Origin of the sequence: Streptomyces chumphonensis (assembly GCF_014779715.1) — a bacterium.
Taxonomy (GTDB): Bacteria; Actinomycetota; Actinomycetes; order Streptomycetales; family Streptomycetaceae; genus Streptomyces; species Streptomyces chumphonensis.
Genome location: NZ_JACXYU010000002.1, coordinates 193,221 through 205,796, shown reverse-complemented (window position 1 = coordinate 205,796; position 12,576 = coordinate 193,221). Strand labels below are relative to the sequence as shown.

Genomic DNA, 12,576 nt, shown 5'->3' with positions numbered 1-12,576 from the left:
GGTGCCCCCTGCGACCGCCGCCCCCGTCGCTCTGTGTGGTGTGCCGTTTTCCGGCGGAGGAACCTGACCGGCACATCGTAAAGCTGAGGCGCACCGAGCGGTCCGACCTCAGCGAGGACGACCGCGCCCACCTGCGCGAGGTCGCCGGCCACATCCGCCGCCAGGTCGCTCAGGGCGCGTCGTCCGGGCCGCGTTCCCCCGCGGCGCGCAGCACGTCGTCCAGGTCCGGCAGCCGTTCCATCTGCCGCACGGCGCGCACCGTCCGGTGGTTGCCGGCCAGCCGCTCGCGGTGCCGGTGCACGAACTCCCAGTACCCCGCGGTGTAGGGGCACGCCCGCTCCCCGGTGCGGTCCCCGGGCCGGTGGACGCACGGGCCGCACAGGTCGCTCATCCTGTTGATGTAGGCGCCCCCCGACGCGTACGGCTTCGTGGTGATGCGGCCGCCGTCGGCGTACTGGGACATCCCGATCACATTGGGCAGCATGACCCAGTCGTAGCCGTCCACGAAGCACCGGTGGAACCAGTCCGTCACCGCCCGGGGGTCCCAGCCCCGCTGCAGCGCGTGGTTGCCGAGGACCATCAGCCGGGGGATGTGGTGCACCCAGCCCCGGTCCCGCACCTGCGCCAGGGCCGTCGACAGGCAACGCGCCTCGACGGCCCCGGCGTCCAGCGAGGTGAACCACTCCGGCAGCCGGCCGTGGTGGCCGAGCGCGTTGTGCCGCCGGTAGCCGGGGCCGAAGTGCCAGTACAGGTGCCACATGTACTCGCGCCACCCGGCGACCTGCCGCACGTAGCCCTCGACCGAGTTGAGCGGGGCCCGGCCCGCCCGGTAGGCCCCCTCGGCCGCCTCGACGCACTCGGCCGGATCCAGCAGCCCGAGGTTCATGGGAGCGGAGAGCAGACTGTGGCTCATCGCCCAGTCCTCGCCGAGCATGGCGTCCTCCCAGCGCCCGAACGTGGGCAGTCGTCGCTCGACGAACGTGCGCAGGGCGCGGCGCGCCTCGGCCCGGTGGGCGGGGAACAGGCGCGGCCCGTCCCGGCCCACGAAGGAGACCAGCCCCTCCCGCTCCCAGCGGTCCAGGTCCTCGCGGACTTCGGCGTCGATGGCGTCCTCACGCGGCCGGTACGGCGCGGGCACCGGAAGGACCTCGACGTCCCTGGGCGGGCCCTCGCGGTTGTCGGCGTCCAGGTTCCAGCGCCCGCCGACGGGCCGGTCCCCTTCCATCAGCAGCTCGTGCGTGCGCCGGACGGTGCGGTAGAAGTCCTCCATGCGCAGCCGTCCGGCACCGGTGGAACCGGCCCACCGGCCGAACTCCTCGAAGGGGACGAGGAACCCCCGCGCCGGCAGCACCCGCACGCCCGGCAGCGACCGCACGAACCGCAGCGCGGCGTGCGAGGTGGGGTGGTGCACCGTCACCGGCGCGTCGCCCACCGCCCGGTCCAGCCCCTCGCGGTAGGTGTCGGCCCGGACGTACCGCACCCGGTCGCCGAGCTCCGCCGCGCGGTGGCGCATCGCGGACAGCAGCAGATGGGCCTTGGCCCGGTGGAACCGGCGCCGCCGGAACACCGCCCGGGACTCAATCATGACGACGGTGGCACCGGGCCGCAGGAAGTGCGGTCCCAACTGGTCCCCGAACAACCAGTGGAAGGCCGCGTCCTGCGATCCGTCCGCCCCGTCCGGCTCGTCCGTGTGCACGTGGGCCCTCCGCTCCTGTGGTCACCGGTCAGTGTCACGCGTCGGGGCGGGTCGTCCGCCGCGACGCGCGGAGGGTTTGCGCGCGGTGGTGCCACGGTAGGTGTGAGGGCCTGCGCCAACCCCACCGGACGGTGGCCTACGGGAGAGAGCCGGACCATGTCGACGTCCTCCGAGAGCACGCTGTACACCGCCTCCGTGGCTTCCGCGGGAGACCTGGTGCGGATCGAGACCGACGGGCGGACCCTGCCCGTCAGCGCACCCCCGGCGTTGAACAGCGCTGACAGCGCCGCCTGGAACCCGGAGCAGTTCTACGCGGCCGCCGTGGCGACCTGCCTGCACCAGACGCTCGGCGTCGTCGGCAGCGAGATGGGCGCGGACCTCGGGGGCAGCAGCGTCACGGCGGAGGTCTCGCTGCGGCACGACGGCGCGATGCGCTTCTCGTTCAGCACGCGGGTCGCCGTCGACCTGCCGGGGGTGGACGACGACACCCGCGAGCGCGTCGTGCGCGAGGCGATGAGCTCGTGCCCGGTGGCCACGGCCGTGTCCACCGTGGAGACGGCCGCGCCGCACTGACCCCCGGCCCGCCGCCCCGAGCCTCCGCCCCGGGGCGTCGCCCGGGCCCACGGGCGCCCGCGCGAGCGCGTCACCGGCGCGTGGCGGCGGCGCGCACGGCGTCCTCGATGCCGGGGTGGGCGAAGGTGAACCCGGCGTCCAGCAGCCGGGCCGGCACCACCCGGGTGCTGGCGAGCAGTTCGTCGGCGAAGTCCCCGAGGGCCAGGCGCAGCGCGGGAGCGGGCGCGGTGAACACCGCGGGGCGGCGCAGGACCCGCCCCATCACGGCCGTGAGTTCGGCGTTGGTGACGGGCCGGGGGCCGGTGACGTTGACGGGCCCGTCGAAGCGGTCGTCCGCCAGCAGCCGGCGCAGGGCCGCGACGTGGTCGCGCAGCGAGATGAAGCTCCAGTACTGTCGCCCGTTGCCGACCCGGCCGCCCATACCGGCGCGGAAGAGCGGCATCAGCCGCTGCCCCCAGGCGCCGCCGTCACCCGAGACCACCATGCCGGTGCGCGCGAAGACCGTGCGCACCCCCGCCGTGCGCGCGGGTTCGGCCGCCGCCTCCCACTCCCGGCAGACGTCGGCCAGGAACCCCGAACCACCGGGGGCCTCCTCGTCCACCGGGCGGTCCCCGGTGTCCCCGTAGTAGCTGATGCCGCTGGCGCACACCAGCACGCGGGGAGGCGCGGGGAGGGCGGCCACCGCCTCGGCGAGGGTGGTCGTCCCGTGGACGCGGCTGTCCCTGATCCGCCGCTTGTACGCGTCCGTCCACCTGCGGTCGCCGATCCCCGCACCGGCCAGGTGCACCAGCCCGTCCAGCCCGTCGAGCGCGGCGGGGTCTACCCGCCCGCCGGACGGGTCCCACCGGACCTCGTCCGGCGCCGTCGGCCGCTGCCGCACGAGCCGGACGACCTCGTGGCCGTCGGTCCGCAGCGAACGCAGCAGCGCGGAGCCGATGAGCCCGCTGGAACCGGTGATCGCGATGCGCACGGTGCCCTCCCTGGTGCCCGGTCTCGGACGGCGGGCCCCGCGCGGCGGTGGCGGCGTTCCCGCGTCGACTGACGCCACCGTCCCCGCCCCCGCCGCCGGAACGCAAGCCGCACCGGTTGCGCATCGATTCGCCGTCGGACGTCGGACGTCGGACGGCGGGCGCAGCCGCGGCTCAGGGCTCGTCGCGCGCCCCTTCGGCGGCCTGGCCGGCGGCCTGGCCCTCGGTGGCGGCGCCCGCCGTGCTCAGCGATCCGCCCGCGCTCTCCAGGTGGGCGCGGACGAACCACTGGAACAGTTCCAGCTGGCGCAGGTGTTCGATCAGCATGTCCTGGGTGACGAGGTCGAGGTCGTCCGTCGTGGTCATGGCGTGCCGGTGGTCCTCGATGAGGCCCGTGTACACGAGGTCGAGGGCGCCGAGGTGTTCGATGGCCCCGGCCCGTCCGACGGCGTAGTCGTCCCACCTGCGCTCGGCCACCAGGACGCCCGGCGTTCCGGGGGGGCGAGCCGCCGAGGGTGGCGATGCGTTCGGCGGTGCTGTCCGTCATCTCCCGCACGGCCTCGACCTGCGGGTCGAGCATCTCGTGGACGGCGATGAAGTGGGGTCCGACGACGTTCCAGTGGACGTGCTTGAGGGTGAGGGCCAGGTCGTTGAGCGCGTGCAGACGCCCGCGCAGCAGCTCGATGACCCGCTGCCCCGCCTCGTTCGTGAGGCCGGGAACGGTGTACCGGGGCGTGGGGGGATGCGTCATGGGGGTCCTTCCTTCAGGGGCGTCGGCCGGGTGACGGCAGGGGTCGGTGGGTCAGGGGCGGGGGAGGTCCGGGGCGGAGTGGCGCGCGGTGGCGGGGGAGAGGGCGCGGGCCAGGGAGCGCAGGAGCACCGAGCGCCCCGCGCGGGGGACGGTCAGCAGCGGGTGCCCGCGCACCCGCCAGGTGGCCAGCAGGGCGTTGGCGGCCTCGAAGCCGGTGGTGGCCGCGCGTTCCATGAGGGCGACCGGAGCGCCGGTGCGCACCAGGTCCCCGGCCAGGACGAGCCGGGGGTGCGGCGTGCGCACGCCGGGACGGTCCTCGTAGCCCCCGGGGGCGAACAGCGGGCAGTCCTGCCGCCACGCGTGCCGTTCGTCGACCGCGACCGCGCCCGCGGTCTCCGGGTAGACGCGGGCCAGTTCCCGGCGCAGCCGCTCCTGCACCCCGGTCCGGTCGGCGGCCGGATCGACGGCGTACGCGTGCAGTTCGACGACGCTGCCACCGGTGCGCCGCGCCCAGCGCGCCGCCTCGCCCTCGTAGCGGTCCAGCACGCTGACGTTGTCCAGCGGCCCGTACCCGCTGGTGCCCAGGAAGCCGGGGCGCCGGTCCGCCACGGGCCGGTCGAACCAGTAGCGCGAGACGCAGAACGGAGGTGCCGTGCGCAGGTTCTCCACGCGCTTGCGCCACCCGGGGGACCCCAGGTCGGGCGAGGCGGCGGTGAGCGTCCGCAGTCCGCCGCCGTCCAGGGCCAGCACCACGGCGTCGTACCCCTCGGTGACCAGCTCGGTCGACGGGCCGGTGACGGTCAGCTCGAAGCCGCCGTCGTCGCGCGGTGCCACCCGTTCCACCCGGCGGTGCGTGCGGACGCGGGCCCCGAGCCGGTCCAGATGCGCGGCGAGCGGGTCCCACAGGGCCGTCGGGAAGGGCTCGGTGGGCACGTCGAAGAGCAGCCCCTCGGCGGAGCCCAGGAAGTAGATGTGGAACATCAGGGCCAGCTCGGCGGCCGACAGCTCCCGGGGATCGGCGAAGAAGCTCCGGGAGAAGACCTCGAAAGCCAGGTGCCGGGCCGGCTCGGGGAAGCGCACCGCGTCCAGGAACTCCGCCGCGCTCCGCCGGTCCAGCCGGTGGTAGACGTCCGTGGGGTGCACGTCGAGCAGCGGCAGCGCGGCACGCGCGTTGAGTCCGGCCAGCCCGGCGGCGGTGAAGGTGGGGCTGGTGGCGGCGAAGGCGAGCACGCTCCACGGCGGAGTGCGTGGAATGTGCGCGAAGCGGTCCCGGGCGCCGTCCGCGTGCTGGAGCGGGTAGTCCGGCAACGGGGTCAGCATCGACAGCGTCGGGTCGGCGCGGCGCAAGAGGTTGCGCAGGTTGTAGTACTGGCGGAAGAAGGCGTGGAAGCCGCGGCTCATCGTGACGTCCGTGCCGTCGGTCAGCGTGGTGCCCCAGCCGCCGACCCGCCCACCGAGCACCGGTTCGCGTTCCAGCAGCTCCACCCGCACGCCGCGTTCGGCCAGGCCGACGGCGGCGGTCAGCCCGGCGATGCCGCCGCCCACCACGGCGGCCCGTACCGGCCCGCGCGGGCGGGGTGCGCCGGGCGGCGCGGGCCGGTGGACGGCGCGCCGGTCACGGGCCAGCCGGGGACGGCCGGGAGCACGGATCATCGGGAAGCCTTTCGCAGGGGCCGGGGATGGGGGAGGGGAGCGGTCCGGCGGGGCAGGAAGGGCAGCTCGGCCAGGGAGCGGGCCATCGGCCCGACCGGGCAGCGCAGCCCGAGGGCGACGTCGCCGACCGGCCCGGAGGTGCCGTCGAGGAAGTCCAGGACGCGGCGGGGCGGGTTGCGGGCGAAGAGCCGTGTGAAGAAGGCGGCCCCGTCGATGCGGCCGGCGGCCAGGGCACGCAGCCAGGCGGCGTCCATGGCCAGGTGGCGGCGTGCGTGCGGACGCGGCGGCACGGGCGTGCGGCCCGCCCGCAGTGCGGCGGCGACCGCGGCGGCCTGACGCTGGATGGCGGCGAAGGTGTATCCCGTGGCCGGACGCGTCGCCCCGCCGGCGGCGCCGAGCGCGAGGACCGAATCGCCGAGCCGCCGGGGGAAGTGGCCGTCCGTCATGGGGATGACGCCCTGCTCGGTGCCGGTGACCGTGTGGGGCCCGAGCGGCCGGACGCGGCGCGTGTAGTGCTCCAACGCCTCCCGGTACCCCGCGTCGTCCAGCGGCGCCGGACCGAACTCGGTGTACTCCACCAGCGCGTCGCGGGGGCCGAGGGGGAGCACGTAGACGAAGGACAGCCCGCCCGGCGGCTGCGGGGTGCGGAAGTCCATCAGTTCCGCGACGCCCGGGTCGAAGCGGTCGGTCGCGGTGCGCACGAACCAGCCCCGGAAGTGCTGGAACAGCGTGGTGCGGGCGGGCGGCAGCCGGCGCGGCGGACGGGAGTCGAAGACCCACCGTCCGCGCAGGGCGACCGCCCGCCCGGCCGCGTCCACGCCGGTGACCCGGGCTCCGTCGGGGCCGTCGTGCACGCCGGTGACGGTCGCGGTCACCAGGTGCACCCGCCGGTCGGCGGCCAGTTCGGCCGTGACGGCGGGCAGGAAGTCGGCCGAGCGGATCATCTTGTACCGGACGCCGTCCCACCCGTCACCGGTCACCACGCGGCCGTCGGTCCCCCGTACGAGGAGTCGGCCCCAGGAGCGGTGGACGAACTCCTCCAGTTCGCCGTCGCCGTGCTCCCAGAAGCACCAGGTGCGCGGCGGACTGCTGACCGGCCCCGACGGCGGCTCGACGACCGCGACCGTCGGCGCGGGTCCGGGCTCGGCCGTCACGTGCCGGGCCAGCGACAGCCCGGCGGCGCCCCCGCCGACCACCACGGCATCCACGTCGAGGCCCCTCACAGGCACCCCCGCCGGGCCGTACCGGGCGGGCCACCACTCCGATGGCCGGGGGAGAAACCGCCCGGACGGGGTACCGGCCTGGCCGGAGCCGCACACCGGCGGCTCCGCCGTCCGAACGAAAGGCGCCCTCCGTGACCCTGCTCCGCGACGGCGATCTCGCCACGGCCTTCGACCGGGCGTCCGGTGCCTACGACCTGCTCGTCGGCGCCAGCCCGGGCTACCACACCCAGCTCAGGCGCTCCGCGCGGCGGCTGCGGCTGCCGGACGCCGGGCGCGGTCAGCGGGTCCTCGACCTCGGCTGCGGCACCGGTGCCTCCACCCGTGCCCTGCTCGACGCGGCCCCCCTGGCCGAGATCGTCGCGGTCGACGCCTCGCCGGGGATGCTGCGCCGTGCGGCGGACAAGCGCTGGCCGCCGCAGGTGCGGTTCGTCCACGCCCCCGCCGAACGGCTGGCACCCGCCGGGGTCACCGGCCCCTTCGACGCCGTGTTCGCGGCCTACCTCGTGCGCAACCTCAGCGCCCCGGCACCCGTCCTGGACGCCGTCCGCGCCCTGCTGCGCCCCGGCGGCAGGCTCGCCGTCCACGACTACTGCCTCTCCGGCGCGCGGCGGCACCGGCTGCTGTGGGAAGCGGTGTGCCGGGCCGTGATCATTCCGGCCGGGGCGCTCGGGCCCGGCGGCGCTGACCTGTACCACCACCTGCGGCGCAGCGTCCTGGACTTCGACACGGTGCCCGGGCTCGTCGCCCGGTTGTCGGGCGCCGGGTTCGACCAGGTGCGGGCGGCGCCCGTCCCGGGCTGGCAGCACGGCATCGTCCACACCGTCCTCGCCCGGCGTCCGGCGAACGCCGGGGACGGTGCCGCTCACGTCGCCCCCGGGAACCGGCCCTGACCACGCAGCTCCCGGCGTCGTTCGGCGTACGCCAGGTCGTCGCGCCACAGCCGGGCCGCCGCCCGGCGCATCAACGGCCGCAGCAGGGGCGCGGCGGCCCGGGCGGCCGCGAACCCGGGGCGCCGCGACGTGGCGAGCACGGCCTCGACGACGGCGGTGCGCGGCTCGGCCGCCCCGGGCGCCGTCAGGGGCGTGGCGTGCGTCTCCACCACCGAGCCCGCGCCCTCCCCCTCGACGATGTGCATCACCACCGTGCGCGGTTCCGGCGCGGTGAAGACCGCCCGGACGGGCACGGCGGCCCGCGTACCGAGCCGGTAGGCGACCTCCACCACGAACCGGTCGCCGTCCTCGGGACGCGGCTCCTCGACGACGGACAGGTGGGTGAAGGCGTACGGGTGGAACCATGCGCCGTGCCACGGGTCGAGCCGGTTGGCGATGACGTCCTCGGGCTCGCAGGAGCCCACCACGGTCGTGACCGCGTCCACCGACGCGGCGCGCTCCGGCCGGGGCGGCACCCGGGGCGCGGGGAGCGGCGGCTCCCCGCCCACGTCGTCCAGCCGCACCCAGGCGAGCACGCCGTCGTCGTGCACCGGGAAGGGCTCCCAGCCCGGCCCGCCGCGCGTGGTGAGAGCGAGTCCGTGCCAGTGGCACACCAGCCGTCCGTCGGTCACCGCCCCCTGGCACAGGGGTGCTCCCAGATGCGGGCAGGCGCCGGGACCGGCGGTGAGCTCCCCGGACTCCCCGCGCCAGAGCACGATCTCCCGCCCGGCCACCGTGCGTCCGTGCGGCCGGCCCGGCACCACCTCTCGACTGGCCGCCAGAACGTACCAGTTGCCGGCCGGACGGGCCTCCGCGCGCTTCAGCGCGTCGGCGATCAGCTGCGGCTTCGCGGCCCGCCAGGTGGGCTCCTGGGCACTCCACGGCGGGGCGGGCAGCAGCCGCAGGGGACTGCGCCAGGACAGCGTCCGCCTCACGCCGGAACTCCTTCCTCCGCGGCCCCCCGCCCGGCCGGTACGGCGGAACCGCGCACCCGCCCGGCGACGATCGAGGCCAGGCCGCCCAGGGCGATACCGGCGCGGTGCCGGCGCGGCACGATCGCCCGGTGGTCGATGACGGCGCAGTCCACCGCCTCGATGCGGCGCAGGATCGCCTCGTAGAGGATGAACGCCGTGCGCACGCAGGGCCGGGAGACGCCGTCCAGCATCGGGATGCCCGCCGCCGCGTGCCGGTAGATGCCGCGCGTGATGTGGATCATCTCCCGCAGGGCGGCCCGTACCCGGTGGTCGGTGTGCCCGGTGGCCCGGCACCACGTCAGCAGCGAGCGGTCCACGCCGTGTGCGGCCAGCAGGTCCAGCGGGAGGTAGACGCGGCCCCGGTCCAGGTCCTCGCCCACGTCCCGGAGGAAGTTGGTGAGCTGGAAGGCCACGCCCAGGGACGCCGCGTGCGGCGCCGCCTGTTCACGCGGTACCACGGTGCCGAGGACGGGCAGCAGTTGCAGGCCGATCACGGCGGCCGAGCCGTGCGTGTAGACCCGCAGCGCCCGCAGGGTCGGGTACTCGGTGATGTGCAGGTCCATCCGCATGGAGTGCATGAAGTCGGTGAAGTGCGTGGGCTCGATGGCGTAGCGGGCCGCCGTGTCGGCGAGGGCCGCCAGGACGGGGTGGTCGCTGTGCCCGGTGGCCAGGGCCCGGCGCACGGTGGTGTCCAGGTCGTCCAGGGCGCGGGCCCTCTCGGCCGCGTCCGCGTCGGCGTCCAGGTCGTCGACGATGTCGTCGGCGTACCGGGCGAAGCCGTACAGCGCGTGCACCGCCGGGCGCTGGCGTGCCGTCAGCAGCCGGGTGGCCAGGAAGTACGTCGCGCCGCCGCGGGCGTTGATACGGCGGCAGCGGGCGTAGGCGGCGCGCAGCGCGTCGCCGTGGACACCCGCCGCGTCCAGTTCGCGGGCCGTCATCGCGCACCTCCCGTGCCGACCGTCGTGAACGCGGGCGCGTCCGCGCCGCCCCGGCGCGGACGGCGGGGGCCGCCGGTGACCCGGGCCGCGGCCAGCTTGCCCGAGACGACGGCGGTGGGCACGCCCACGCCGGGCGTCGTCCCGCAGCCCGCCAGGACGACGTTGTCCCACCCCCGCGGCAGGTTGCGCGGGCGGAACGGCCCGGTCTGGGCGAAGGTGTGGGCGGCGGAGAACGGTGTGCCCGCCGCCAGGCCCTGGCGCGCCCAGTCGGCCGGGGTGACGACCTCCTCGAACTCCGGCGCGTCCCCGAAGCCGGAAAGGCCGCGCCGCTGGAGCTCGGCGCAGATCGCGTCGCGGTAGCGGGGCGCCAGCCGGTCCCAGTCGCGTGGGCCGCGGTGCAGGTTGGGGCACGGGGCCAGCACGTAGTGCAGGTGCCGTCCGGCCGGGGCCAGATCGGGGTCGGTGGCCGTCGGGCGCGTCACGAGGAGCGAGGGGTCCGTCATCAGTGAGCCCGTCCGGGTGAGTTCGTCGAAGGTGCGTTCCCATGCGGCGCCGAAGGACAGCGTGTGGTGCCCCAGCTCCGGCCACGTCCGCTCCCCGCCCAGGTGGAGGACGACGGCCGAGGGCGCGTAGCGCAGCGCCAGCGGGCGCCGGGGCGCCCCGCCCAGCAGGCGGTGCGTGACGGGCAGGTCGCAGGTGAGGACGACGGCGTCGCAGGCGATGCGGCCCCCGTCCGCCGTCCGTACGGCGGCGGCGCGGCCCCCCGCCCGTTCGAGCGCGGAGACCTCGGTGCCCAGGAGGAGCCGGGCCCCGGCCGCCTCCGCGGCGTCCGCCATGGCCCGGGGCACGGCGTGCATTCCGCCCCGGGGGAACCACACCCCGGCCACGGTGTCCATGTAGGCGATGACCGCGTACGCGGCCAGGGCCCGGGTCGGGGGGACTCCGGCGTACAGCGCCTGGAACGAGAAGATCCGCCGCAGCCGCTCGTCGCGCACGAAGCGCGCCACCCGACCGTGCCACGAACCGAATCCGCCGAGTGCGGCCAGCCGCGCCAGGTCGGGACCGAGCAGCCCGAGGGGGGAGTCGAAGTTGGCGTCGATGAACGTCCGCATCTGCACCCGGTACAGCCGCTCCAGCCAGTCGCGCAGCCGCCGGTAGCCCCCGACGTCCGCCGGGGTGGCGACCCGCAGGATCTCCGCCTCCATGGCCTGCGCGTCGGTGTGCACGTCGACGTGCGAGCCGTCGGCGAAGCGGGCCCGGTAGGCCGGGTCGAGCCGGTGCAGTTCCACCCGGTCGGTGAGCCGTTCACCCACCGCGCCCATCGCCTCGTCCACGAGGTCCGGCATGGTCAGCACCGTCGGTCCGGTGTCGATGCGGTAGCCGGCCGCCGACCGGCGACCGGCCCGGCCCCCCGGCTCCTCGTCCCGTTCCACCACCGTCACCGACCGCCCGGCCGCCAGCAGGTGCAGCGCCGCCGAGAGGCCGGACAGCCCGGCTCCGACGACGACCACGTGGTCCGTCGCCCCCTTGACCGTCCTCACGCGGCATCACCCCGCCGCGCACCGCGACCCGCGCGGGACCCGGTGTCCTCCCCGGGCCGCCCGGCGGCCCCCGGCCGGTCCGGCGCGGTCAGCGGGGCCCGTACGACGTCCTCGATCACCTGGTTCAGCTCCCCTTCCACGACGTCGTCCAGACCGGCTTCGGCGATGGCGTTCCGCGCCTGCCCGGTCAGCTCCTCGATGTGCCGCTCCACGACACCGCGCGCGCCGACCCGGGCCACGGCGGCGCGCACGCGCTCCAGTCCCGCCTCGTCCAGCGACGCGTCGCCCAGCGCCTCGGTGAGGACCCGCTCGGCGTTCCGGTGCCCACCGGCACGGGCCCGTTCCATGGCGACGGCCATCAGGTACGTCGGCGTCCCCCGCCGGACGTCCTCACCGGCCGGCCGGCCCGCCGACGACGGCTGCCCGTAGAGGTCCGAGAGGTCGTCGAGCAGTTGGAAGACCACGCCCACGGCCTGCCCCGCCCGCTCCAGCGCCTCGCGCGTACGACGCCCCGCCCCGGCGATCGCGGCACCCAGCCCGAGGGGCCGCTGCACGGTGTAGAGCCCGGCCTTGAGATGGGCGACCCGCAGCGTCTCCGGCGGTGACCAGGAGCCCGCGGCCTGCCCGTACAGGTCGAGGTACTGCCCGGCCACCATCTCCGTGCGCATCGTTCGCCACAGCCCCCGGCCGCGCCGCCGCGCGGTGGCGGACAGTGCCGTCTCCTCCCACAGGTCCTGTGCCCACACCAGCGCCAGATCCCCCGCCAGCAGCGCGGCCGAGGCGCCGAAGCGCGCCGGGTCACCCGACAGCGTCCGCGCGCGGTGGAGCGCGGTGAACGCGGCGGGCGTCGAGGGGCTGCCGCGCCGCACGGGCGAGCCGTCCATGAGGTCGTCGTGGATGAGCGCGCACCCCTGGAGCAACTCCAGTGCGGCGCCGATCCGCAGGACGTCGCCCTCGGTGGCCCCCGTGCCGCCTCCCGCCCGCCAACCGCACCACAGGAAGGCCGGCCGCAGCCGTTTGCCGCCGCCGAGCAGGAATCGGGTGAGATGCCCGACGACGTCGTCGGTGAACCGGGCACCCACGGTTCCGCTCTCGGCGGCACGCTCGGCCAGGTACGCGCTCAGCACCTCCTCGACCGCCGCGGCCACGTCGGTCACGGTCCCCACCGAGCCGTGGGCCGAGGGGCCCCGTGGCTCCGTCAGCGCGGGGGCGGGGACGGGGCGTTCCGCTCTCTTCGCGGTGACGGCCGGACGCGTCGTGGCGGGGGTGGGGGCCCGGTGCCGCACAGCGGCTCCCTTCGGCGGAATCGGCGAACTGGCTGGACGTCCGC

At 76.1% G+C, this 12,576-nt stretch carries 10 protein-coding genes and 2 pseudogenes; 3 read left to right on the top strand and 9 right to left on the bottom strand.

The window, feature by feature from the left end; genetic code table 11:
• Nucleotides 1-35: 35 nt before the first annotated feature.
• Nucleotides 36-128 (top strand): annotated as a pseudogene (locus IF129_RS26895) (hypothetical protein); the annotation flags it as partial.
• 41 nt (nt 129-169) lie between these two features.
• On the opposite strand, the gene IF129_RS06160 reads toward IF129_RS26895, so the two are convergent.
• On the bottom strand, nt 170-1,696 hold the full coding sequence (locus IF129_RS06160) for a cryptochrome/photolyase family protein (RefSeq protein ID WP_191208452.1): 1,527 nt from the start codon (nt 1,694-1,696) through the stop codon (nt 170-172).
• Between the two features lie 156 nt (nt 1,697-1,852).
• On the opposite strand from IF129_RS06160, the gene IF129_RS06155 reads away from it, so the two are divergent.
• On the top strand, nt 1,853-2,269 hold the full coding sequence (locus tag IF129_RS06155) for an OsmC family protein (protein ID WP_191208451.1): 417 nt from the start codon (nt 1,853-1,855) through the stop codon (nt 2,267-2,269).
• A gap of 70 nt (nt 2,270-2,339) precedes the next feature.
• Here IF129_RS06155 and IF129_RS06150 read toward each other — a convergent pair whose 3' ends face one another.
• From IF129_RS06150 to IF129_RS06135, 4 genes and pseudogenes are all read right to left on the bottom strand, one after another.
• Nucleotides 2,340-3,239, bottom strand: a complete 900-nt coding sequence (locus tag IF129_RS06150; protein WP_191208450.1) for a TIGR01777 family oxidoreductase — start codon at nt 3,237-3,239, stop codon at nt 2,340-2,342.
• Nucleotides 3,240-3,411: 172 nt separating this feature from the next.
• Nucleotides 3,412-3,988 (bottom strand): annotated as a pseudogene (locus IF129_RS06145) (Dps family protein).
• A 51-nt stretch (nt 3,989-4,039) separates the two neighbouring features.
• On the bottom strand, nt 4,040-5,641 hold the full coding sequence (locus IF129_RS06140; RefSeq protein WP_191208449.1) for an NAD(P)/FAD-dependent oxidoreductase: 1,602 nt from the start codon (nt 5,639-5,641) through the stop codon (nt 4,040-4,042).
• Nucleotides 5,638-6,849, bottom strand: coding sequence for a lycopene cyclase family protein (locus tag IF129_RS06135; protein WP_318153579.1), 1,212 nt, complete (start codon nt 6,847-6,849; stop codon nt 5,638-5,640). Before IF129_RS06135 ends, IF129_RS06140 begins: the two co-directional genes overlap by 4 nt.
• Before the next feature lie 146 nt (nt 6,850-6,995).
• On the opposite strand from IF129_RS06135, the gene IF129_RS06130 reads away from it, so the two are divergent.
• Nucleotides 6,996-7,754 carry a class I SAM-dependent methyltransferase gene (locus IF129_RS06130; protein WP_191208447.1) on the top strand — a complete coding sequence of 253 codons (759 nt, stop codon included), beginning with the start codon at nt 6,996-6,998 and terminating at the stop codon, nt 7,752-7,754.
• Here the strand turns inward: IF129_RS06130 and IF129_RS06125 are convergent.
• The 4 genes from IF129_RS06125 to IF129_RS06110 are packed head-to-tail and all read right to left on the bottom strand — an operon-like array spanning nt 7,727 to nt 12,403.
• Nucleotides 7,727-8,728, bottom strand: a complete 1,002-nt coding sequence (locus tag IF129_RS06125; RefSeq protein WP_318153578.1) for a DUF5914 domain-containing protein — start codon at nt 8,726-8,728, stop codon at nt 7,727-7,729. The two genes, IF129_RS06130 and IF129_RS06125, sit on opposite strands and share 28 nt — an antisense overlap.
• Nucleotides 8,725-9,705, bottom strand: a complete 981-nt coding sequence (locus IF129_RS06120) for a phytoene/squalene synthase family protein (RefSeq protein WP_191208446.1) — start codon at nt 9,703-9,705, stop codon at nt 8,725-8,727. The genes IF129_RS06125 and IF129_RS06120 overlap by 4 nt, the downstream gene beginning before the upstream one ends.
• Complete coding sequence (crtI, locus tag IF129_RS06115) at nt 9,702-11,246, bottom strand: phytoene desaturase family protein (protein WP_191208445.1); 1,545 nt, start codon at nt 11,244-11,246, stop codon at nt 9,702-9,704. Before crtI ends, IF129_RS06120 begins: the two co-directional genes overlap by 4 nt.
• Nucleotides 11,243-12,403 carry a polyprenyl synthetase family protein gene (locus IF129_RS06110; RefSeq protein ID WP_191208444.1) on the bottom strand — a complete coding sequence of 387 codons (1,161 nt, stop codon included), beginning with the start codon at nt 12,401-12,403 and terminating at the stop codon, nt 11,243-11,245. Before IF129_RS06110 ends, crtI begins: the two co-directional genes overlap by 4 nt.
• Between the last annotated feature and the right edge of the window lie 173 nt (nt 12,404-12,576).